The organism is Pseudonocardia abyssalis (genome assembly GCF_019263705.2).
Lineage (GTDB): Bacteria > Actinomycetota > Actinomycetes > Mycobacteriales > Pseudonocardiaceae > Pseudonocardia > Pseudonocardia abyssalis.
Map to the genome: position 1 here is coordinate 3,367,587 of NZ_JADQDK010000001.1, position 21,445 is coordinate 3,389,031.

At 74.2% G+C, this 21,445-nt stretch carries 19 protein-coding genes and 1 pseudogene; 7 read left to right on the plus strand and 13 right to left on the minus strand.

The genetic code is table 11. From position 1 onward, the window contains the following. Positions 1-120 precede the first annotated feature (120 nt). The 3 genes and pseudogenes from I4I81_RS16295 to I4I81_RS16305 form a co-directional block, all read left to right on the plus strand. Positions 121-495: a PH domain-containing protein gene (locus I4I81_RS16295; RefSeq protein WP_218602480.1), complete on the plus strand. Its 375-nt coding sequence runs from the start codon at positions 121-123 to the stop codon at positions 493-495. Next, positions 495-2,336, plus strand: a complete 1,842-nt coding sequence (gene ilvD, locus I4I81_RS16300; RefSeq protein ID WP_218602481.1) for a dihydroxy-acid dehydratase — start codon at positions 495-497, stop codon at positions 2,334-2,336. Before I4I81_RS16295 ends, ilvD begins: the two co-directional genes overlap by 1 nt. 201 nt (positions 2,337-2,537) lie before the next feature. Continuing rightward, positions 2,538-2,846 (plus strand): annotated as a pseudogene (locus I4I81_RS16305) (VOC family protein); the annotation flags it as partial. On the opposite strand, the gene I4I81_RS16310 reads toward I4I81_RS16305, so the two are convergent. Both I4I81_RS16310 and I4I81_RS16315 read right to left on the minus strand, forming a co-directional pair. Beyond that, positions 2,806-3,696: a phosphotransferase gene (locus tag I4I81_RS16310; RefSeq protein ID WP_218602482.1), complete on the minus strand. Its 891-nt coding sequence runs from the start codon at positions 3,694-3,696 to the stop codon at positions 2,806-2,808. The pseudogene I4I81_RS16305 and the gene I4I81_RS16310 overlap by 41 nt on opposite strands. After that, positions 3,693-4,301 carry a DoxX family protein gene (locus tag I4I81_RS16315; RefSeq protein WP_218616147.1) on the minus strand — a complete coding sequence of 203 codons (609 nt, stop codon included), beginning with the start codon at positions 4,299-4,301 and terminating at the stop codon, positions 3,693-3,695. The genes I4I81_RS16310 and I4I81_RS16315 overlap by 4 nt, the downstream gene beginning before the upstream one ends. A 91-nt stretch (positions 4,302-4,392) precedes the next feature. Between I4I81_RS16315 and I4I81_RS16320 the strand changes: the two genes are divergently transcribed. After that, the gene (locus I4I81_RS16320; protein WP_218606398.1) at positions 4,393-4,674 is read left to right on the plus strand and encodes a DUF4287 domain-containing protein; all 282 of its coding nucleotides are present in this window, start codon (positions 4,393-4,395) and stop codon (positions 4,672-4,674) included. Here the strand turns inward: I4I81_RS16320 and I4I81_RS16325 are convergent, their stop codons facing one another. Next, the gene (locus I4I81_RS16325; protein WP_218606399.1) at positions 4,675-5,586 is read right to left on the minus strand and encodes a 2-hydroxyacid dehydrogenase; all 912 of its coding nucleotides are present in this window, start codon (positions 5,584-5,586) and stop codon (positions 4,675-4,677) included. It abuts the gene before it with no gap. Between the two features lie 53 nt (positions 5,587-5,639). Between I4I81_RS16325 and I4I81_RS16330 the strand changes: the two genes are divergently transcribed. Beyond that, complete coding sequence (locus I4I81_RS16330) at positions 5,640-6,788, plus strand: PQQ-dependent sugar dehydrogenase (protein WP_226363403.1); 1,149 nt, start codon at positions 5,640-5,642, stop codon at positions 6,786-6,788. Between the two features lie 296 nt (positions 6,789-7,084). Here the strand turns inward: I4I81_RS16330 and I4I81_RS16335 are convergent, their stop codons facing one another. The 4 genes from I4I81_RS16335 to gatC form a co-directional block, all read right to left on the minus strand. Continuing rightward, positions 7,085-7,375: a hypothetical protein gene (locus tag I4I81_RS16335; protein ID WP_218616148.1), complete on the minus strand. Its 291-nt coding sequence runs from the start codon at positions 7,373-7,375 to the stop codon at positions 7,085-7,087. A gap of 131 nt (positions 7,376-7,506) precedes the next feature. Beyond that, positions 7,507-9,003: an Asp-tRNA(Asn)/Glu-tRNA(Gln) amidotransferase subunit GatB gene (gene gatB, locus I4I81_RS16340; protein ID WP_218604387.1), complete on the minus strand. Its 1,497-nt coding sequence runs from the start codon at positions 9,001-9,003 to the stop codon at positions 7,507-7,509. After that, positions 9,000-10,478, minus strand: a complete 1,479-nt coding sequence (gene gatA / locus I4I81_RS16345; RefSeq protein ID WP_218604386.1) for an Asp-tRNA(Asn)/Glu-tRNA(Gln) amidotransferase subunit GatA — start codon at positions 10,476-10,478, stop codon at positions 9,000-9,002. Before gatA ends, gatB begins: the two co-directional genes overlap by 4 nt. Then, entirely contained in the window at positions 10,478-10,780 is a 303-nt protein-coding gene (gene gatC / locus I4I81_RS16350; RefSeq protein WP_218604385.1) for an Asp-tRNA(Asn)/Glu-tRNA(Gln) amidotransferase subunit GatC, read from the minus strand. Before gatC ends, gatA begins: the two co-directional genes overlap by 1 nt. A 173-nt stretch (positions 10,781-10,953) precedes the next feature. On the opposite strand from gatC, the gene I4I81_RS16355 reads away from it, so the two are divergent. Continuing rightward, positions 10,954-11,610, plus strand: coding sequence for an ACT domain-containing protein (locus I4I81_RS16355; protein WP_218604384.1), 657 nt, complete (start codon positions 10,954-10,956; stop codon positions 11,608-11,610). Then, positions 11,610-12,773 carry a PucR family transcriptional regulator gene (locus I4I81_RS16360; RefSeq protein WP_218604383.1) on the plus strand — a complete coding sequence of 388 codons (1,164 nt, stop codon included), beginning with the start codon at positions 11,610-11,612 and terminating at the stop codon, positions 12,771-12,773. The genes I4I81_RS16355 and I4I81_RS16360 overlap by 1 nt, the downstream gene beginning before the upstream one ends. A 71-nt stretch (positions 12,774-12,844) precedes the next feature. Here the strand turns inward: I4I81_RS16360 and I4I81_RS16365 are convergent, their stop codons facing one another. The 6 genes from I4I81_RS16365 to I4I81_RS16390 all read right to left on the minus strand — a co-directional run bounded on the left by I4I81_RS16365 (position 12,845) and on the right by I4I81_RS16390 (position 21,365). Beyond that, the gene (locus tag I4I81_RS16365) at positions 12,845-14,059 is read right to left on the minus strand and encodes a fatty acid desaturase family protein (RefSeq protein WP_225924612.1); all 1,215 of its coding nucleotides are present in this window, start codon (positions 14,057-14,059) and stop codon (positions 12,845-12,847) included. A 12-nt stretch (positions 14,060-14,071) separates the two neighbouring features. Beyond that, the gene (locus tag I4I81_RS16370; protein ID WP_218604382.1) at positions 14,072-15,142 is read right to left on the minus strand and encodes a ferredoxin reductase; all 1,071 of its coding nucleotides are present in this window, start codon (positions 15,140-15,142) and stop codon (positions 14,072-14,074) included. A gap of 90 nt (positions 15,143-15,232) precedes the next feature. Beyond that, positions 15,233-15,952 carry a 3-keto-5-aminohexanoate cleavage protein gene (locus I4I81_RS16375; protein WP_218616149.1) on the minus strand — a complete coding sequence of 240 codons (720 nt, stop codon included), beginning with the start codon at positions 15,950-15,952 and terminating at the stop codon, positions 15,233-15,235. Positions 15,953-16,726: 774 nt separating this feature from the next. After that, a complete protein-coding gene (ligA, locus tag I4I81_RS16380; protein ID WP_226363404.1) occupies positions 16,727-19,255 on the minus strand; it encodes an NAD-dependent DNA ligase LigA in 2,529 nt (842 codons plus the stop codon). Positions 19,256-19,285: 30 nt separating this feature from the next. Then, complete coding sequence (locus I4I81_RS16385; protein WP_218605763.1) at positions 19,286-20,293, minus strand: uroporphyrinogen decarboxylase/cobalamine-independent methonine synthase family protein; 1,008 nt, start codon at positions 20,291-20,293, stop codon at positions 19,286-19,288. A gap of 256 nt (positions 20,294-20,549) precedes the next feature. Continuing rightward, a complete protein-coding gene (locus tag I4I81_RS16390; RefSeq protein WP_218616151.1) occupies positions 20,550-21,365 on the minus strand; it encodes a DUF1206 domain-containing protein in 816 nt (271 codons plus the stop codon). Between the last annotated feature and the right edge of the window lie 80 nt (positions 21,366-21,445).

The window sequence follows — 21,445 nt, forward strand, 5'->3', positions numbered from 1 at the left end:
ACCCGGGAGTCGGACATGCCGGCGACGCTAGCACGGTTGCGGCGGTCACCGTCAACTTCGTGGGAATCGCGGACCGTATCGTGGGACACACCCGCCGGCGACGGGTGGCAGCATGGCGGCGTGTCCGTCGTCGCGTTCCAGCCGTCCCGGCTGCAGATCCTGTTCGCGCTGGTCCTCGCCGTGTGCGCGACCCCGGTGGCGTTCGGGGCCCCGTTCCTGTGGCTGGTCTACCTCGTCCCGATCGCCGTCGTCGTGTGGACGCTGCGCACGCGCACCGTCGTCGACGCGGAGGCCGTCACCGTCCGCACGTTGCTGGCGGGCAGGCGCGTACCGTGGTCGCAGATCAGCTCGCTGCGCCTGGCCGACAAGGGCCGGGTCCACGCCGTGCTGAACGACGGTGCCGAGCTACCGCTCCCCGCCGTCGGCGTCCGCGACCTGCCCCAGCTCGCCGCCGCGTCCGGCGGCCGGCTGGCCGACCCGGCTGGAGACCAGTAATGCCGGCTCTGCGTTCCCGCGTCACCACCCACGGCCGCAACGCCGCCGGAGCGCGTTCGCTCTGGCGCGCCACCGGCATGACCGACGGCGACTTCGGCAAGCCGATCGTCGCCATCGCCAACTCCTACACCCAGTTCGTGCCCGGTCACGTGCACCTCAAGGACATGGGCGACCTGGTCGCGGGCGCGATCACCGAGGCCGGCGGCGTGCCGCGGGAGTTCCACACCATCGCCGTCGACGACGGCATCGCGATGGGCCACGGCGGGATGCTCTACTCCCTGCCCAGCCGCGAGGTGATCTCCGACGCCGTCGAGTACATGGTCAACGGCCACGCCGCCGACGCGCTCGTCTGCATCTCCAACTGCGACAAGATCACCCCCGGCATGCTCAACGCCGCGATGCGCCTCAACATCCCCACCGTGTTCGTCTCCGGCGGGCCGATGGAGGCGGGCAAGGCCGTGGTCGTCGGCGGGGTCGCGCAGGCGCCCACCGACCTGATCACGGCGATCTCGGCGTCGGCGTCCTCGGAGGTCGACGACGACGGCCTCACCGAGGTCGAGCGCTCCGCGTGCCCCACCTGCGGGTCCTGCTCCGGCATGTTCACCGCCAACTCGATGAACTGCCTCACCGAGGCGCTCGGGCTCGCGCTGCCCGGCAACGGCTCCACGCTGGCCACGCACACCGCCCGCCGGGAGCTGTTCCTGAACGCCGGGCGCACCGTCATGGACCTGGCCACGCGCTGGTACCGCGACGACGACGCGTCCGCCCTGCCCCGCAACATCGCCACCCGCGCCGCCTTCGAGAACGCGATGGCCCTCGACGTCGCGATGGGCGGCTCCACCAACACGGTGCTGCACATCCTGGCGGCGGCCCAGGAGGGCGAGGTCGACTTCGACCTCGCCGCGATCGACGCGGTGTCCAAGCGCGTGCCGACGCTGTCGAAGGTCTCCCCCAGCTCCGACTACCACATGGAGGACGTCCACCGCGCCGGTGGCATCCCGGCCATCCTGGGCGAGCTGTGGCGGGCCGGGCTGCTGCGCGAGGACGTGCACACGGTGCACTCGCCGTCGCTCTCCGCGTGGCTGCAGGCGTGGGACATCCGCGCCGAGTCGCCGTCCGAGACCGCCGTCGAGCTGTTCCACGCCGCCCCCGGCGGGGTGCGCACGACGCAGGCGTTCTCCACGTCGAACCGCTGGTCCTCGCTCGACACCGACGCCGTGTCCGGCTGCATCCACGACGCCGAGCACGCGTACACCACCGAGGGCGGGCTCGCGGTCCTGCGCGGCAACATCTCCCCGCACGGCGCGATCATCAAGACCGCGGGCATCCCCGAGGAGCTGTGGCACTTCTCCGGCCCGGCGCGGGTCGTCGAGAGCCAGGAGGAGGCCGTGTCGGTCATCCTCACCAAGCAGATCCAGCCCGGTGACGTCCTGGTGGTCCGCTACGAGGGCCCGGCCGGCGGCCCGGGGATGCAGGAGATGTTGCACCCCACCGCGTTCCTCAAGGGCTCGGGGCTCGGCGCGAAGTGCGCGCTGATCACCGACGGCCGCTTCTCCGGCGGCTCGTCGGGCATCTCGGTCGGGCACATCTCCCCCGAGGCGGCCGACGGCGGCGTCATCGGCCTGATCGAGGACGGCGACACGATCCTCATCGACGTCCGCAGCCGCACGCTGTCGGTCGACGTTCCCGACGAGGTGCTCGCGGAGCGGCGGCAGAAGATGGACGCGTCCGAGCGTCCGTGGCAGCCGCGCGACCGGGAACGGTCGGTGTCGAAGGCCCTGCGCGCCTACGCGGCGCTGGCCACGAGCGCGCACACGGGGGCGGTCCGCCGGATCGTCTGACCCGGCTCGTCCACCACGAGACCCCGACCCGCGGGCCCGGCGGGTCGGGGTCTCGTCGTGCGCGGGTCCCGACCGGCGGCGGGGTGTCGGACCCCGGCGCCGGCGTCCCGTCCGTGCGGATCGACCTGACGCTCGACTGGCGCCGACGCCGTCGCGCTCGCGGAGTTCTGGAAGCTCGCGCTCGGCTACGAGGACGAGCCGCCGCCCGCGCCGTTCACCACGCGGGCCGGCCGGGCGGCGTCGTTCCTCTCCGAAGGGGAGACCGACGAGGGCGGCGGGGCGTGGCTGCGCGACCCCGCCGGGGTCGGGCCGCGGTTGTGCCTGCTCGACGCGCCGCAGGGCAAGGTCGCGAAGAACCGGCTGCACATGGACGTGCGGGTCGGCGGGTGGGAGGCGGTCACCCGCACGGTCGCGCTCCAGCGGGGCGCCGGCGGCACGGTCGTCGCCGGGTTCGCCGGGCACCACGTCGTCATGGCCGATCCGGAGCGGAACGAGTTCTGTGTGGCGTGAGCGCCGGGCCCAGGGCGTCGAGCCCGCGGGCGGCGATCCCCGCCATCTCCGTCACGCGGGCGGCGCCGAGGTGATCGGCGGCGAATCCCAGGTAGTGCACATGGACGTGGACGTCGGCCCACGCACGCTCCACGTCGGCGAACTCCGGCGGGGCGTCGAACCCGGCCGTGTACGCGGCGGGGGCGACGGCTCCGGGCACGCCGGACAGGGTGAGCACGTCGACCGCGGCCGGCGCGACGCGTGCGTTGCCCCAGTCGATCAGCGTGGCGCCGAGGACGTTGCCGCGGTGGGCGTCGCCGTGCACGAGGGTGCGTGGCAGCACGGCCAGTGCAGCGGCCATCCGCGGGTCGTCGCGCCAGCTCGCGAGCGCGTCGGCCACCTCGCCGAACGCCGGGTCGCCGGTGCGCGCGGCGGCTCCGCGCACGGCCACCAGCGTGCGGTCGCACAGGGAACGCCAGTACGCGGCGTCCACCACCGGGACCCCGCGGGGCCGCTTGCGCCACCAGTGCGCATGGATCCGCGCGAGGCTCGCCCACACCCCGTCCGGCGCAGGCTCGCCGTCGGCGGGGGGCGCGCCGTCGACGAAGGGAACGAGCAGCCACCCGTCGCCCGCGGCGAGCACGGCCGCGTCGGCACCGACCACGTTGACCGCCCGCATCGCCGCCACCTCCACCGGGGAGGCGGTCTTCAGCACCACGGGGACGGTCCGCCCGGCCACGTCGAGGTCGAGGCGCTCCACGCTCGCGGCGACGTACCCGCCGCTCAGCGGGGTCCGGTCCAGCACGACCGGTGCGCCGCCGAGCGCCCGCGCGGCGGCGGGGAGCCAGGCCGCGTCGGGCGGGGCCGTCACGGGGCGACCGGCACCGGGCCGCGCAGGAGGAAGTACACGAGCAGCCCGGCCGCCACGCCGATGATCATCGCGAGCACGCCCCACGGGGCCGGCCGTCGGTTCCAGGTGCGGCCGCGCTCGAGCGCGACGTGCCCGGCGCCGGTGAACACCAGCGCCGCGGCCCCGAGTCCGAGCACCGCCTCCAGCTCCACCCCGCCCGGGAGCGACGCGAAGAACCCGCCGCCCGCGCCCAGCTTGAGCAGCACCACGTTGAGCATGATCGAGACCAGACCCGCCGCGGCGAGCGGCGTGCCCACCCCGAGCACGACGAACCCGCCCGCCACGAGCTCGGTGAGCCCGGTCGCCCAGGACAGCGCGAGCGTCTCGCGGAAGCCGAACCCGGCCAGTACCTGCGCGAACCCGCCGATCCCCGGCCCGTTCCACAGCCCGAAGACCTTCTGCATGCCGTGCGCGACGAACGTGCCGCCGATGGCGAACCGCAGGATCAACAGGCCGAGGTCGGTGGCGGGATTCCACTCCAGCGGCCGGCGCGTCGGACGGGTCTTCGGCGGGACCGGCTCGCCGATGCTGCCGGGGGTGAACACCGAGGTCGGCTGCTCGCTCATGCACGCGAGACTAGTGGGCATCGACCGATGAGTCCGGGACTCGGGCACCGTCCTACCCCCGACGACCCACCCACGGCGAGCGGAACACCCGATGTCCTTCCAGGCCTACCTCGACAACGTCGAGAAGAAGTCCGGCCGCATCCCGGCCGACCTCGTGGCGATCGCGCACGAGCGCGGCTACGGCGTCGACACCAAGGTCGGGGTGATGATCGACTGGCTCAAGACCGACTTCGACCTGGGCCGCGGCCACGCCATGGCCCTGATCCACGTCATCAGGAACGGCGCGGAGATCGACGACGAGCACGTCGGGACCACCGGCGTGCACCGCGACGAGTCCTCCACCCTGCGGCTCGACGGGATCGCGAACCGGTAGCTAGTAGTCGCCCTCGACCAGGTTGGGGGGCTGTTCGCCGCGCGCGAAGGCCGCGATCTGCTCCGCGGCCACGGTGTACGCCCGACGCGTCCCGCCCGGCACGCTGCCGCCGACGTGCGGGGTGAGCAGCAGGCCGGGGGCCTTCCAGAGCGGGTGGTCCGAGGGAAGCGGCTCCGGCTCGGTGACGTCGACGGCGGCCCGGATCCGGCCCGACCCCAGCGCCGCGGTGAGCGCGTCGGTGTCGGCGACGGGGCCGCGGGCGGCGTTCACCAGCACCGCGTCGTCGGGCATCGCGGCGAGGAACTCGGCGCTGATCAGGCCGCGGGTGTCGTCGGTCAGCGGCACGATCACCACGCACGCGTCGTGGTGCGGCAGCAGGTCGAGCACCTCGTCGATGCCGTGCACGCCGTCGCGGGCCGTGCGCCCCACCAGGGTGGTCTCCACGCCGAAGGGCGTCAGCCGCCGCACGGTGTTCTCCGCGACGTCTCCCGCCCCGATGATCAGCACCCGCTTGCCGTCGAGCTCCTCGGTCCGGTGGTAGTCCCAGCGCGCCTCGTCCTGCGCGCGGACGAACCGCGGCAGGTGCCGGTAGACCGCGAGCAGCGTCGCGACGACCCACTCCGCGGTGGCCCCGCCGTGCGCGCCGCGGCAGTCCGACAACGCGACGCCCTCGGGCAGCTTCCCTACCCACGCCTCCGCGCCCGCGGTGAGCAGCTGCACGAGCTGCAGCTCGGGCAGCTTCTCGGTGATCGCCACGGAATCGCTCGTCGCCAGGAACGGCGGCACCAGCACCTGCGCGTGCGCCGCCTCCTCCGGGAGCGCGCCGTCCGGGTCGTAGACGACGACGGTGACGCCCTCGAGGAGCTCCGCCCCCTCGGCGTGCGGGACCAGGACGGTGATCGGATCGGCCATGCCCCGGACGGTACTCACGGCGCGCACACCCGGCCCGGCCTAACCTGTCGCGCGTGGGGGGACGGATGCGGCGCGCGCTGGCCGCGGCGCTGCTGGCCGTCGGCCTGGCCGGGTGCGCCACCTTCCCCGACGACGGGCCACGCGAGTGGCAGGAGCAGATCGAGGGCGCGGGCGAGCTGGGTGGGATCCCGCGGGTGCCCGAGTCCGAGGACTCGCGCACCCCGCCCCCGGCGGCCGGGCAGACGCCGCAGGGCGGTGCACCCCCGGAGCCCCAGCCCTGCGACGACCCCGATCCGGCGGTCGTCGAGACCTGTCTCGACCCCGTCGGCGCCATCGCGGTGCTCCCCGACGGCGTCAGCGCGCTGGTCGCGGAGCGCGCGACCGGGCGTGTGCTGCGCGTGGAGCGCGGCACCGACCCGGTGCTCGTCGCCACGGTGCCGGTCGACACGAGCGGCGGCGGCGGTCTCACCGGCCTCGTGCTCTCCCCGTCGTACGCGGAGGACCGACTGGTCTACGCCTACGCCACCACCGGCGAGGACAACCGCGTCGTCCGTATCGCCGACGGCGAGCCGCCCGAGCCGGTGCTCACCGGTATCCCGCGGGGGGCCGTCCACAACGGGGGCGCGCTCTCCGTCGACGTCGACGGTTCGCTGCTGGTGGCCACCGGCGACGCGGGTGGCGCCGACCCGGCCTCACTGGCCGGCAAGCTGCTGCGCATCGACGCCTTCGGACGGCCCGCCCCCGGCAACCCCGACCCCGCCTCCCCCGTGCTCAGCTCCGGCCTCACCTCCCCCGGCGGCGTGTGCGTCAACACCCTCACCACCGCGGCGTGGGTCACCGACCGGGCGGGCACGCAGGACGTGCTGCACCTCGTCGTCCCCGGACCGCTCGGCGCGCCCGCGTGGAGCTGGCCCGACCGCCCCGGCGTCGCGGGGTGCGTGGCCCAGCTCGACGTCGTGGCGATCGCCCAGACCGGCGCGGCGTCCCTGTTCATCCTGCGCACCGACCCGGTGACCAACGCCTTCACCGCGACCGAGTCCCAGCTGACCGGTGTGTACGGCCGTCTCGCCGCCGCCGCCCCGGGCCCCGACGGCCTGATCTGGCTCGGCACCGTCAACAAGGACGGCGGGGTGCCGGTGCCGTCGGACGACCGGGTCATCGTGCTCCCCCCGGTGGCCTCGGGTGGGCAGTCGCGGGCGTAGCCGCCGTGCGCGGACACGCCCGCCCGGCAGGCGTTTCCGCTCACGAGCGCGAGGCGCACTGCGGGCAGCGCGTGACCTGGCCGGCCCAGCCGTGCCGTCGGAGGACCTGTGCGAGCTCCCACGCGCCGCCGCACAGTCGGTGGACAGGTCCGTCCAGATCAGGCGCGCCCGGCCCGCGCGCTCGGCGGCGGCGTCCCGGTGGCGGTCGGGGAATGCGACACCGTCGCGGAGGTGGGTCCGCCCGTCCAGCCGCACCGTCGACGGAACGCCGACGTGGTCGTACACGGCGTCCCGGACTACGACCCGGCGAGGACGAACGGGCTCTGCCGAACAGCCGGGGGCAGCCCGTGCCCCTGCTCGACCTCGTACAGCTCCTCCAGCGCCGACCCGCCGGTAGCGCCGGGGCGGCCGTTTCGCAGCCTCCGTTCGACCTCCGGCGGGGGGACCCGGCCGCCGGTCATCGGGCCGACCAGGACCGTGCACGCCGCCCGGTGGTCCTCCCGGGCCGTCGACCGGTCCTCCCAGCGGTCCGGCCGATCAGGGTCGACGATCGACGGCGGAGTACGGCGTGCGGCCGGGGAGCGCATGCCGCGCCCGTGCCGCAGGGATGCCTGGCACGGGCCCGTTTCGCAGAACCTGTGGACGACTCCCGCCGGCCACCTGCGAGGTCGTGAGCGGACAAGGCGGTCCTGGCCGCCTCATCCGCTCACGGGCGGCGTCAGCTGCAGCGCTCGACGATCAGCTCGCGCACGCGCTTGGCGTCGGCCTGGCCCTTGGTCGCCTTCATGACCGCCCCGACGATCGCGCCGGCCGCCTGGACCTTGCCGTCACGGATCTTCTGGGCCACGTCGGGCTGGGCGGCCAGGGCCTCGTCGACCGCGGCGATCAGCGGGCCGTCGTCGGAGACGACCGCCAGCCCGCGGGACGAGACGACCTCGTCGGGCGTGCCCTCGCCGTCGAGGACGCCGTCGACGACCTGGCGGGCCAGCTTGTTGTTCAGCTCGCCCGACGCCACCAGCTCGATCACGCGCGCCACCTGGGCGGGGGTGATCGGCAGTGCGTCGAGTGCCACCTCGCGGGCGTTCGCCTTCTGCGTCAGGTACGCGACCCACCAGCTCCGGGCGTCGCCCGCGGGTGCCCCGGCGGCCACGGTGGCCTCGATGAGGTCGAGCGCACCGGCGTTGACCAGGTCGCGCAGCTCCTCGTCGGACAGCGACCAGTCGGCCTGCAGCCGCGCACGCCGGGCCCACGGCAGCTCGGGCAGCGTGGCCCGCAGCTCCTCGACCCACTCGGCGGACGGCGCGATCGGGACCAGGTCCGGCTCCGGGAAGTACCGGTAGTCCTCGGAGGTCTCCTTGATCCGGCCCGACCGCGTGCTGGCCGTGTCCTCCTGGAAGTGCCGGGTCTCCTGGACGACCTCCTCCCCCGCGTCGAGGACGGCGGCGTGGCGGCTCATCTCGTAGCGCACGGCCCGCTCGACCGAGCGCAGCGAGTTGACGTTCTTCGTCTCCGAGCGCGTGCCGAGGATCCCGGAGTCGCGCGGCGAGAGCGAGAGGTTGACGTCGGCGCGGATCGAGCCCTGGTCCATCCGGGCGTCCGAGACGCCCAGCGCGGTGATCAGGTCGCGCAGCGCGGTGACGTACGCGCGCGCCACCTCCGGCGCCCGCTCACGGGTTCCGGGGATCATCTTGGTGACGATCTCGATCAGCGGGATCCCGGCCCGGTTGTAGTCGAGCAGCGAGTACTCGGCGCCGTGGATCCGGCCGGTGGCGCCGCCGACGTGCAGCGACTTGCCCGTGTCCTCCTCCATGTGCGCGCGCTCGATCTCCACGCGGAACACCGAGCCGTCGTCGAGCGTGACGTCGAGGTGCCCGTCGACGGCGATCGGCTCGTCGTACTGGGAGGTCTGGAAGTTCTTCGGCTGGTCGGGATAGAAGTAGTTCTTCCGGGCGAACCGGCCCCACGGGGCGATCGAGCAGTTCAGCGCCAGGCCGATGCGGATCGCCGACTCCACCGCCGTGCGGTTGACGACCGGCAGCGACCCGGGCAGCCCCAGGCACGTCGGGCACACCTGGGTGTTGGGCTCCGCGCCGAACCCGGTGGGACAGCCGCAGAACATCTTGGTGTTCGTGTTGAGCTCGACGTGGACCTCGAGCCCGAGCATCGGGTCGAAGCGCTCGATCACGTCGTCGAAATCGACCAACGCGGCGGTCATGCCGGCACCTCCGGTGCGACGAGGACTTCACGGGTGGACTCGTAGGCGGCGGCGACGCGGTACATCACGGCCTCGCCGAGTGCGGGCGCCATGATCTGCAGGCCGACCGGCAGGCCGTCGGACAGGCCCGAGGGCACCGACATCGCGGCGGTGCCCGCGAGGTTGGTCGGGATCGTGGCGAGGTCGTTGAGGTACATCGCGATCGGGTCGTCGACCTTGTCGCCGATCGGGAACGCCGTGGTGGGCGTGGCCGGGGAGACGAGGACGTCGGCCTGGCGATAAGCGGCGGCGAAGTCGCGCGAGATGAGCGTGCGGACCTTCTGCGCCTGGCCGTAGTAGGCGTCGTAGTAGCCGCTCGACAGCGCGTACGTGCCGAGGATGATGCGTCGCTTGACCTCGGGCCCGAAGCCGGCCTCGCGGGTGGCGGCCATGACCGCCTCCGCACTGGCCCCTTCCGACACCCGCAGCCCGTAGCGCATGGCGTCGAAGCGGGCCAGGTTGGACGAGACCTCGCTCGGCAGGATCAGGTAGTACGCCGCGAGCGCGTACTCGAAGTGCGGGCAGCTGACCTCGACGACCTCGGCGCCCAGCTTCTCCAGCTGGCGCAGGGCGGCGTCGAACGAGGCCTGGACACCGGGCTGGTAACCCTCGCCGGTGAGCTCGCGGACGACGCCGACACGCAGTCCGGACAGGTCGCCGTTCGCCCCCTCGCGAGCGGCCGCGACCACCGGGGGGACGGGGGCGTCGATCGACGTGGAGTCGAGCGGGTCGTGGCCGGCGATGACCTCGTGCAGCAGCGCGGTGTCGAGGACGGTGCGCGCGCACGGGCCGCCCTGGTCGAGGGAGGACGCGCAGGCGATGAGGCCGTAGCGCGAGACGCCGCCGTAGGTGGGCTTGACGCCGACGGTGCCCGTGAACGCGGCGGGCTGGCGGATCGAGCCGCCGGTGTCGGTGCCGATCGCGAGCGGGGCCTCGAACGCCGCGAGCGCCGCCGCCGAGCCGCCGCCCGAGCCGCCGGGGACGCGCGCGGGGTCCCACGGGTTGCGGGTGACGCCGTACGCCGAGTACTCGGTGGACGAGCCCATCGCGAACTCGTCCATGTTGGTCTTGCCCAGGATCGTGATCCCGGCGGCGCGCAGGCGGCTCGTCACCGTCGCGTCGTAGGGCGGGCGCCAGCCCTCGAGGATCCTCGAGCCCGCCGTGGTCGGCATGTCGGACGTCGTGAACACGTCCTTGAGCGCCAGCGGCACCCCGGCCAGTGGCGACGCCGGGGCCGTGCCGGCGGCGATCGAGTCGTCGACCAGGGCGGCCGAGGCGAGCGCGGCGTCGGCGTCGACGTGCAGGAACGCATGGACCGTGCCGTCGACGGCGCCGATGCGGTCGAGATGGGCCTGCGCGACCTCGACGGCGGAGACCTCGCGCGCGTGGATCTTCGCCGCCAGGTCGGCCGCGGTGAGCCGGGTGAGATCGGACATCAGGCCTCCTCCCCCAGGATCTGCGGGACGCGGAAGCGGCCGTCCTCGGACGCCGGGGCCCCGGAGAGCGCCTGCTCCTGGCTCAGGCCGGGGCGCAGCACGTCGGCCCGGAAGACGTTCTCCAGCGGCACCGAGTGCGAGGTCGGGGGGATGTCGTCGGCTGCGACCTCGCCGACGCGCGCGACCGACCCGAGGATGACGTCGAGCTGGCCTGCGAAGACATCGAGCTCGGCGTCGGTGACGGCGAGCCGGGCCAGCCGGGCGAGGTGGGCGACCTCGTCACGGGTGATCGCGGCGGACAATGGACCCTCCAGGAACGGTAGAGACGGGGGCGGCGACGCCGGGCACGACCATCGGTCGGCGCATCGAGTCTAGTCCCCACCCCGACACGCTCCGTTGTTGCGTGCGAGGCGCCGGATCCTGACAGAATCGCTCCCCTGTGCCGCATCCGCGGGACGGGACGAGGAGGCGTGGCGTGTCGTTCCTGCTCCGGGTGGTCCTCCCGGACAAGCCGGGGAGTCTCGGGGCCGTGGCCACCGCCCTCGGCGCCGCCGGTGCCGACATCCTCGGCGTCGACGTCGTGGAGCGCTCACGCGGGCACGCCGTCGACGACCTCGCGGTCGAGCTGCCGTCGGGTCGCCCGCCGGACGTGCTGATCACCGCGGCGGAATCGGTGCCCGGCGTGCAGGTCGAGTCGGTGCGACCGCACTCGGGCAAGCTGGAGACGCATCGTGAGCTGGAGCTGATCGAGGCCATCACCGTCGACCCCGGACACGGGCTGCAGCTCCTCGCCGAAGGGGTGCCGCGGATCTTCCGGGCCGGCTGGGCGCTGGTCGCGGCGCGCGAGGGCACCCGGGCCTACCGGATCGCCGAGAGCAGCGCCGCTCCCGAGACCCGAGCCGCCGACCTGCCCTGGCTGCCGCTCAAGCGCGCGATCGCCGTCGACCCGGAGATCCATCTCGTCCCCTCGCCGTGGACCGACCTCGACACCGAGCTGGCCGCGGCCCCGTTCGGCCCGTCCACGCCGCACGCGCTGGTCGTCGGGCGTCCCGGTGGGCCGGCGTTCCGGCCGTCGGAGCTCGCCCGGCTCGCCCACCTCGCCGGGATCGTGACGACCATCCTCGGCAACTGATGGACCGCCCCTGGGCGCGGGTGCCGAGCTGGGTCGGCGCGGCGGTGCGACCCGAGCTCTCCGGGGCGATCGAGGAGATCATCACCGTCGTCCGGTCCGAGGTGCCCGACTACACCCGCCCGCTGACCGGGCGCTTCGGCATGCGGATCACCGAGGGCGTGTCGGTGGCACTGAGCCAGTTCGTCGACCTGCTCGGCCGCGACGAGGCCCTCACCGACACCCGCGTGTACCGCGCGCTGGGGCAGTTGGAGCACCGCGAAGGGCGGACGCTGGCCGCGCTGCAGTCGGCCTACCAGGTCGGGAGCCGGCTGCTGTGGCGTCGCCTCGGCAGCAGCGCCACCGCCCGTCAGCTCCCGCCGGAGGTCATCTTCGCGCTCGCCGAGGCGCTGTTCACCTACATCGAGCAGCTCTCCGCGGCGTCGGTGGCGGGGTGGGCTGCGGAGGAGTCGAGCCGGGCCGGGTCGTTGCAGACGCGGCGCCACGCGCTCGTCGAACTGCTCTCCCAGCAGCCGCCCGCCCCCGCCGCGGAGGTCGAGCGGGCCGCGGGCGCCGCAGGCTGGCCGGTGCCCTCCCGGCTGGCCGCGCTCGCCGTCACCGACGTGGTGGAGGTGGCCGCGCGGATCCCGGCGGCGATCGCCGCCGACCTCGACCCGGTGGGGCTCGCGCTGGTCCCGGCCGTCGACCGGACGGGGTGGGTCGACCGCGTCCGCGGCGGCGTCGGCAACCGGCTGGCGGTGCTGGGGCCGGTCGTCGACGTCGCGCAGGCGCACCGCTCGATCGCCCGCGCCCGCACCGCGTGGCCGCTGCACGCGGCCGGGCGGCTCGGCACGGCCGACCGGCTGGTCCGTGCCGACGAGCACCTGCTCGCCCTGCTGCTGGCGGGCGAACCGGAGCTGGCCGACGACCTGCGCCTGCGTTCGCTGGCCCCGCTGCACGACCTGCCCACGGGGGCGGCGGCGCGCGCGGAGGAGACGCTGCGGGCCTGGCTGGACGCGCACGGCGACGTCACGGCGACCGCCGGGGCGCTGCACGTGCACCCGCAGACCGTGCGCTACCGCCTGGCCCAGCTGCGCGACACGTTCGAGGGGGCACTCGACGACCCGCTGGCCCGCCTGGAGCTGACGATCGCGCTGCGGAGCGCGCCGCCGGAGGACGCCCCCTGAAATGGCAGTAAAGCCACTTTCCCGCCACGAGATGGCGGGAAAGTGGCTGTGCTGCCGAACGAGAGAGCGGGTCAGGCCGTCTTCGGGCTCCCGCCGGGCAGGGCGTAGCGGAAGATCTTGCGCAGCACCTTGAAGTACTGCTTCGGCAGCGAGCCCGCGGTGTAGGGCAGGCCGTAGCGGTCGCAGATCTCGCGCACCCGCGGGGCGATCCTCGCGTAGTGGTTGCTGGGCACGTCCGGGAACAGGTGGTGCTCGATCTGGTGGCTCAGGTTGCCCGTCATCAGGTGGAACGTCGGGCTGCCGGTGAGGTTGGCCGAGCCGAGCATCTGGCGGACGTACCACTCGCCCTGCGTCTCGTTCTCCAGCCGCGACTCCTCGAACGTCTCCGTGCCGTCGGGGAAGTGGCCGCAGAAGATGACGGCGTGCGACCAGATGTTGCGGATCGTGTTGGCCGTGAGGTTCGCGGCGGCCGTCTGCACGAAGCCCGGGCCGGACAGCAGCGGGAACAGCAGGTAGTCCTTGGCGAGCTGCTTGCGCGTCTTGCCCCACAGGGCCTTGAGCTCGGCCTTGGCCTCCGACCAGGGCTTGCTGCCCTCCTGGACCTTCTCCAGCTCGATGTCGTAGATCGCGATGCCCCACTCGAAGATCAGCGAGAGGCCGAGGTTCGTGAGCGGCTGGAACAGGTCCGCGGGCTTCCACGGCTGCTCCGGCGTGACGCGCATGACCGCGTAGCCGAGGTCGCGGTCCTTGCCCCGCACGTTGGTGAACGTGTGGTGCTCGTAGTTGTGCGACTTCTGCCACGACTTCGACAGCGAGGCGTGGTCCCACTCCCACGTGGTGGAGTGGATCTTCGGGTCCTTCATCCAGTCCCACTGGCCGTGCAGGACGTTGTGCCCGATCTCCATGTTGTCCATGATCTTGGCGACCGACAGCGCCGCCGTGCCCGCGAGCCAGGCCGCCGGGTTCAGCGAGAAGATCAGCGCCCCGCGGCCGGCGATCTCCAGGCCGCGCTGCAGCCTGATGACGTTGTGGATGTAGCGCGCGTCGGACTCGCCGAGGCCGGCGATGACCTCCTCGCGGATCGCGTCCAGCTCGGCGGCCAGCGCGTCGGTCTGCTCGGACGTCAGGTGGGCCGCGGCACTCGGGGCGATCGTCGGGACGGTGCCCGAGATGCGGCTGGGCAGCGGGTTCTCGAGCACCATCGGCTCGGCGACGGGGGCCGCGGAACGGGCGTCGACGCGCGTGGTCGTGCGGGGTGTGGCGGGACGGTTCTCGGTGATGGTCATGTGCGGATCTCCCTACAGCTCGATCTCGACGTCACCGGCGGCGCCGGACACGCAGGTCCGGACGATGTCGCCCGGGGTGTCGTACAGCTCGCCGGTGTTGAGGTCACGGACGGCGCCCGAGCGCAGGCGCCCGACGCAGGTGTGGCAGATGCCCATGCGGCAGCCGTTGGGCAGGACCGCTCCCGCGGCCTCCCCGGCCACCATGAGCGGCGTACCGGGGGCGGCCTCGGCGGCGATGCCGCTGGTGGTGAACGAGACGGTGCCGCCGGTGCTGTCGCCGGCGAAGGCCGGAGGGACGAAGCGCTCGACGTGCAGCGAGTCGGGGTCGCCGGAGCGGTCCCAGTGGGCGGTGAGGTCGTCGAGCATGCCTGCGGGGCCGCAGATCCAGGCCTGGCGCGCGGCCCAGTCGGGCACGCAGTCGCCGAGGGTCTCCGGGCTCAGCCGTCCCTCCAGCGCCGTGTGCCGCTCGATCAGGCGCAGCCCGGTCGACGCGGCCAGCGCCCGCAGCTCCAGGCCGAAGACCATGTCGCGCGGGGTGCGGTCGCAGTGCACGAGCACCGCGCCGTCGAGGGTCTCGGGACGGGTGGCCGCCAGCTCGCGCAGCATCCCCATCACCGGGGTGATGCCGCTGCCCGCGGTGACGAACAGCAGCTTCTCCGGCACCGGGTGCGGCAGCACGAACTCGCCCGCGGGCGGTCCGAGGCGCACGACCGTGCCGACCGGGGTGCGGTGCGCCAGCTCGCCGGAGACCGCGCCGCCGGGGATCGCGGTGACGGTGACGGCGAGCAGGTCGTCGGCCGGGCGGGAGGTGGCCGAGTACGTGCGCCAGTTCCACACGCCGTCGAGCCGCACGCCGATGCCGACGAACTGCCCCGGCCGGTGTCGGGTGCGCGCGCGGCCGGGCTTGAGCAGCAGTGTCGTGGTGTCGGCGGTCTCCCTGCGCAGCCCCACGACCCTGGCGTGCGGCTCGCTCACCGACCACATCGGGTTGAGCGTGCCGAGCACGTCGTCGGGCAGCAGGGGCTGAGTCAGCCATCCCGCTGCCGTGTAGGCCCGTCGGCCGATCGCACTCATAACACCCATACATGCAACGGTATTGCGCTTTTCGACGAGACACCACGGCGTCGGCCACGATGGAGCGGCTATTTCTGTTGCGAATCCCAAGAATGCTTGTCAGAAGCGTAGCTTGAGGGCCGTCTCCACGAGATCGTCGTTACCTGTACCCAGCCAGCCGTCCGGACGAACCAGGACGTCCTCGAAACCGATGCGGGTGTCGAGGTTGTTGCGCATGGCGTACTCGAGCACCGGCCAGGCGCCGTCCTCCTCGCCGTGCAGCAGCACCGGGACCTGCAGCGGGCCGAGCGCACGGAGGATGCGGACGCCCTCGGCGACGGCCGTGTCCGGGTCGGGGACCGTCGACTCGGCGAGGACCCGCACCGTGCCGGGCGGGATGCCGGTGGTGCGCAGCGTGACGGCGTCGCCCCCGGTCCACACCCCGAGCTCGACGCCGATGCCGACGGACGCGGCGGCCGCGCACACGTCGGTCCAGCCCTTCTCGTGGACGTTGACCGAGCAGACGTCCGGCTTTCCCATCCCGAGGCGGCCCCAGGCGAGCACCGCCTCGATGCGCAACCGCGGGTCGGGCTGGATCCACCGGCCGGTGGTCACCCCGATCTCCATGTGCGGCACCTCGTTGCGGATGGCCGCCACCGCGTCGGCGACGTGCACCGGGTCGAGGGTCTCCTCGGCGTCCGGGCCCCGCGGGTGGACATGCACGGAGGCGATGCCGTGCAGCGCGACGGCCCGGGCGTCACGCGCGAGGTGGCGGGCCAGCACGGGCAGCGCGGGATGCGCGTCAGCGGGACGCGAGCCGTTCAGTACTGCCTGTAGCACCAGCGCACCCCCGTCACAGGCGGATCGTAGCCCCCGCCCCGATCCCCCACCCCGTCCGTGTGGAGACGCCCCGCAGCGGCGGGCCGGATCCCGGACCATGATCACGGAGCGGTGGACCGGGCGGAGATCCGGGGTGGCTGAGCTGAAGCGGCCGGTGACGGACCCGACGCGGCGATCCCGGATCCCGGGGTGCGGCCCTGCCGTAGCCCGGGAGCCGGCCCGGTCGTGGCCCGCGCGGATGGTCACGCCACCTACGCGAACCGGCGCGCGTGCGGGGTGTGCGTTGCGCGCCGGGAGGGGCGGGTGAACGCCGCGCCCGGCAGCACCCGGCGGCACCCGGCGGGCGCGGGCCGCCCGCAGGCACGGAGCCTGAGCCGGCACCACATGCGGCCTCGGACGAGGGCACGACGGCACGACGGCACGACGGCACGACGGCACGACGGGAGTCATGATCACCGTCTCGGCGCGTGTCCGGCAAGGAACTGCCGGACACGCGCCGAACTGGTGATCATGACCGGATCCGGGGGGGACGCGAGCAGCCGGCACAGCCCTATCGACGCACGCTGCCCGTCAGCACAGCCCGATCGACGCGCGCGCTCCCGGGCCGAGCCACCATGATCGTCGGCAACCGCACCCCGCGGCCCTCCGCGGGGCCGCTGCGTGCGGCTCGCGGCGATCACCGCCCCGCCGGGCTGGTACCGGCCCGTTGCGCGACGGTGTGCGGTGCCCCATGGCGGAGCGCGAGCCGACGTCGGCTCGCGACGGCCGGGCGGGTCAGCCGCCGATCGTCGCCACCTCTGTGGCCGCGTCGGGGCCGCGGTCGAGCAGGATCCGGAAGCCGGCCTCGTCGAGGATCGGGACGCCGACCTCCAGCGCCTTCTCATACTTCGAGCCGGGAGCCTCGCCCGCCACCACGAACGCGGTCTTCTTCGACACCGAGCCCGCGGCCCGGCCGCCGCGCGCCGTGATGGCCTCCTTCGCCTCGTCGCGGGAGAAGCCCTCCATCGAGCCGGTGATGACGATCGACATGCCTTCGAGCGTGCGCCCCACCGACGCGTCGACCTCGTCGACCATCCGCACGCCGGCCGCCCGCCAGCGGGCCACGACGTCTCGGTGCCAGTCGACGGAGAACCAGTCGCGCAGGGCCGCGGCGATCGTCGGGCCGACGCCCTCGACCCCGGCGATCGGCGCTAGCGCGGCGGCCAGTTCCTTCGCCCGGGCGCGGGCCTCGGCCCGGGCCTGCTTCTCCGCGGCCAGGGCCCGCTCCTCGGCGGACAGCCCGATCGGCGCCGCGGCCTCCGCATCGGCATCGGCATCGGCGGCGGCATCGCCATCGGCGGCGGCGTCGGCATCGGCGGCGTCGGCATCGGCGGCGGCGTCGGCGGCGGCGTCGGCGTCGGCGGCCCCGATCGCGTCGGCGTCCGTGCCCGGAGGAGCGTCGCCGACCGGGCTCCCTCCAGCCGCCTGGGTGTCCACCGTGTCGCCGGTATCCGCGGCGGCGTCCCTGACGGCCGGGTCTCCGGCCCCCGCGTCCACGTCCGCGGCGACGGCATTGGACGGCTCCGCGACCGCCAGGTCCTCGGCCTCCGCCGCCGACCCGTCGGAGGTGATGGCCAGACCGGCCGCCTCGGTGGCGCGGGCGACGGCCTCGGCCGCCGCCTCGATCGCCTCCATCGAGGTGAACTCGCGCGCCAGCGCCTGGGCCGCGGTGGGGCCGACGTGCCGGATCGACAGACCGACCAGCACCCGCCACAACGGCCGGTCCTTCACCGCCTCCAGGTTGACCAGCAGCTTGCGCCCGTTGGCCGACAGCTCCCCTGCCTTGGTGCGGAACAGGTCGGTGCGCAGGAGGTCGTCCTCGGTGAGGGCGAAGACGTCGCCCTCGTCGCGCACGACGCCCGCCGTGAGCAGCGCGACTGCCGCCTCGTAACCCAGCCCCTCGATGTCGAACGACCCGCGGCCCGCGACGTGGAACAGCCGCTCCCGCAGCTGCGCGGGGCAGGATCGGGAGTTGGGGCAGCGCAGGTCGGCGTCGCCCGCCTTCTGCTGCGCGAGCCTGGTGCCGCACTCCGGGCAGTGGGTGGGCATGACGAAGGCGCGCGCGTCGGCGGGGCGCACGTCGACGACCGGGCCGAGCACCTCCGGGATGACGTCACCGGCCTTGCGGATGACCACGCGGTCGCCGATCAGCACGCCCTTGCGCACGACCTCCTGCGCGTTGTGCAGCGTGGCCATCGACACCGTGGAACCCGCCACCACCACCGGCTCCATCACCGCGAACGGCGTGACGCGCCCGGTGCGGCCCACGTTGACCTGGATGTCGAGGAGCGTCGTGATGGCCTCCTCCGGCGGGTACTTGTAGGCGATGGCCCACCGGGGGGCGCGCGAGGTGGAGCCCAGGCGCCGCTGCAGCGCCACCTCGTCGACCTTGACGACGACACCGTCGATCTCGTGCTCGATGTCGTGGCGGTGCTCGCCCCAGTGCACGATGTGCGCGACGACCTCGTCGACGCCCGAGAGCACCACCGTGCGCTCGGACACCGGCAGTCCCCACGCCCGTAGCGCGTCGTAGCCCTGCGACTGGCGGACCAGCGCGAACCCCTCGCGCTTGCCGAAGCCGTGGCAGATCAGGCGCAGGTGCCGCGACGCCGTGACGCGCGGGTCCTTCTGCCGCAGCGACCCGGCCGCGGTGTTGCGCGGGTTGGCGTAGACCGGCTTGCCCGCCTCGACCATCAGCGCGTTGAGCGCCTGGAAGTCCGACAGCCGGAAGTAGACCTCCCCGCGCACCTCCACCAGCGCCGGCACGGGGAACTCGGCGGTGCCGGTGAGCTGCTCGGGTACCTCCTCGAGCGTGCGCATGTTGAGGGTGATGTCCTCGCCGGTGCGCCCGTCGCCGCGGGTGAGCGCGCGGGTGAGCTTCCCGTCCTCGTAGAGCAGGTTGACCGCCAGACCGTCGATCTTGAGCTCGCAGAGGTAGTGCACCTCCTCCGCGTCGACGTCGCGGGCCACGCGCTCCGCCCAGGTGCGCAGCTCGTCGGCCGCGAAGGCGTTGTCGAGGCTGAGCATCCGCTCCAGGTGGTCGTGGGCGGTGAACACCGTGGAGAAGCCGCCGACCCGCTGCGTGGGCGACTCGGGCGTGACCAGCTCCGGATGCTCCTCCTCCAGGGCCAGCAGCTCGCGCCACAGCTCGTCGAACTGGCCGTCGGAGATGATCGGCGCGTCGAGGACGTGGTAGCGGAAGAGGTGTCCGGAGACCTCCTCGGCCAGCTGCGCGTGCCGCTCTGCGGCAGGGACTGGGCTCACGGTCGCGAGGCTACCGAGGTGCCCCGACACTCACCGCCCGTCGGACCCCCCGTTCGGGTCCTCGTCGGGCGGGTCGAGGAACGCCGCCCCCAGCTCGCGGCTCAGCTCCAGCGCACGGCGGGCCCAGTGCGGGGACGCGCCGGCGAGCCCGCAGGTGGGCGTGGGAACGCACAGCGAGGAGAGGCGGACGCGGTCGAAGCCGAGGCGGTCGGCGAGGTCGAACGCGGGCTGAGCGAGCAGCCGCGACGTGACGCGCCCACGCGGTTCGGTCGACGGGACCAGTCCGAGCAGCAGCGGCGTGCCGGCGTCCCAGATCTCGCCGATGCGGTCGAGCGCGGCGGGCTCGGCGGTGCGCCCGGAGACGGCGGGCCGGGTGGCGTCGACCGACACCGCCGACGCCCCGACGTTCGCGAGCAGCCGCAGCGGTGCGTCGTCGGCGCAGCAGTGGAGCACGACGGGCACGCCGAGCGCGGCGACGAGGTCGCGCAGCACGTCCGACGCCGCCTGGTCGCTGACGCCGCGCACCGTCCCGTAGCCGGACGGGGTCGGGATGCGCGCACCGAGGACGGCGGGCAGCGACGGCTCGTCGAGCTGCAGGAGCACCTGCGCGCCGGTGCGGGCGGCGACCTCGGCGACGTGCACGCGCAGGCCCTCGGTGAGGCTCGCGGCGAACTCGCGCACGGCCCCGTGGTCGGTCAGGACGCGGTGCCCGGTGCGCAGCTCGACGCCCGCGGCGAGCGTCCACGGACCCGTGGCCTGCACCTTCACCCAGCCGGGGCGGACGCGCTCGCACACCTCCTGGAGGGCGTCGAGGTCGAAGCGCAGGAGGTCGACGCCCCGGGAGTGGTCGCGGCCGGGGCGCGACGCCACCCGGTACCCCGACGGCCGCACCTCCACCGCGATGTCGACGAGCAGCGCCGCGGTCCGGCCGATCATGTCGGCGCCGACGCCACGCGCGGGCAGCTCCGGCAGGTACGGCAGCAGCGGGAGCTCCCCCGCGACGACGCCGGCGGACTCCCGCACGTCGTCGCCGGGCATCGATCCGACGCCGGTGGCGGCGCCGTCGGGCCAGCGGGGCAGCTCGACCGGTTCCGCGTCCTCCTCCTCGACCACCGAGACGGTGGCCCGCGTGGGCGGGGCGTCACCGGGGCGCGCGTCGCCCAGACCGGCAGCCGCGAGGGCGGCGGCCAGAGGGTCCTCCGGCTCGGGAGGGGCGGGGGCGAGCCCGGCGGCGGCGAGCGCGGCGGCCAGCGGATCGTCGGTGCTCATACCGGGGTGTCTACCAGGCGGGCCGTCAGGCCTTGCGGTAGCGGGCGTCGAACAGGCAGTGGACGCCGAACGCCACCAGCCCCAGCGCGAGCAGCACCAGCAGCGGCGGCCCGAACGGCTCGTCGGCGAGCGCCTGCAGCCCGGCGTCGAGGGTGGTGGGCGCGGCCGGGTCGTAGCGGACCGCGGCGATCACGATCAGCACCCCCGGCACCCCGTAGGCGACGCCGAGGGCCATCCAGCCGACCTGCCCGACCCGGGTGACGAGCGTGGAGCGGCGCAGGCCGGCCCCGCGCAGGTCGAGCTCGCGCAGGAACGTGTGCTGGACGCCGCGGCGCACCGCGTACGCCGACCCCACGACGACCCCGACGCCCGCTGCCCCCACCAGCCACGGCCCGCCGGGCCAGCCGAGCACGACGGAGGTGAACGAGGGCCCCGTCGACGGCGCGCCGCCCTTCGCCGCCGTCGACCCCGCCGTCCAGGCCAGCACGCCGAACAGACCCGCCTCGGCGAGGTTGATCGCGATGCGCAGCGCGCGCTGCCGCGGCGGGCTCCCCCGGTGGGACAGCACCGCCTCCGCGAGCTGCCACACCACGAGCGCGACCAGCCCGACCGTGACGACCCACAGCAGCACCAGCCCCGGCCCGGTCGCGGCGACGGCCTGCAGCGCACCCTTCTTGTCGGCGCGCTCGCGGTCGCCGAACGCGACCTGCACGGCCAGGGCGGCGACCAGCACGTGCACGAACCCGTAGGACACCAGCCCGACGCGGCCGACGGACCGCAGGACGACCCCGGCACCTTCCGCGGCGTCGTCGTGCGTGACATCAGCGGCGATGTCGGACATCTCGGACCTCCCGGGGTCGACGCATGGTGGCAGCAGGTGGCGCCGCGACGCCACCGTTGGGGGCCGGGTGCGTCCGAACG

Excerpts from the sequence above, each read along its gene's own strand:
- ilvD (WP_218602481.1), top strand. The coding sequence starts at position 495 with ATGCCGGCTCTGCGTTCCCGCGTCACCACCCACGGCCGCAACGCCGCC.
- I4I81_RS16315 (WP_218616147.1), bottom strand. The coding sequence starts at position 4,301 with ATGAGCGAGCAGCCGACCTCGGTGTTCACCCCCGGCAGCATCGGCGAG.
- I4I81_RS16320 (WP_218606398.1), top strand. The coding sequence starts at position 4,393 with ATGTCCTTCCAGGCCTACCTCGACAACGTCGAGAAGAAGTCCGGCCGC.
- I4I81_RS16325 (WP_218606399.1), bottom strand. The coding sequence starts at position 5,586 with ATGGCCGATCCGATCACCGTCCTGGTCCCGCACGCCGAGGGGGCGGAG.
- I4I81_RS16335 (WP_218616148.1), bottom strand. The coding sequence starts at position 7,375 with ATGCGCTCCCCGGCCGCACGCCGTACTCCGCCGTCGATCGTCGACCCT.
- gatB (WP_218604387.1), bottom strand. The coding sequence starts at position 9,003 with ATGACCGCCGCGTTGGTCGATTTCGACGACGTGATCGAGCGCTTCGAC.
- gatA (WP_218604386.1), bottom strand. The coding sequence starts at position 10,478 with ATGTCCGATCTCACCCGGCTCACCGCGGCCGACCTGGCGGCGAAGATC.
- I4I81_RS16360 (WP_218604383.1), top strand. The coding sequence starts at position 11,610 with ATGGACCGCCCCTGGGCGCGGGTGCCGAGCTGGGTCGGCGCGGCGGTG.
- I4I81_RS16365 (WP_225924612.1), bottom strand. The coding sequence starts at position 14,059 with ATGACCATCACCGAGAACCGTCCCGCCACACCCCGCACGACCACGCGC.
- I4I81_RS16370 (WP_218604382.1), bottom strand. The coding sequence starts at position 15,142 with ATGGGTGTTATGAGTGCGATCGGCCGACGGGCCTACACGGCAGCGGGA.
- I4I81_RS16385 (WP_218605763.1), bottom strand. The coding sequence starts at position 20,293 with ATGCCCGGCGACGACGTGCGGGAGTCCGCCGGCGTCGTCGCGGGGGAG.
- I4I81_RS16390 (WP_218616151.1), bottom strand. The coding sequence starts at position 21,365 with ATGTCCGACATCGCCGCTGATGTCACGCACGACGACGCCGCGGAAGGT.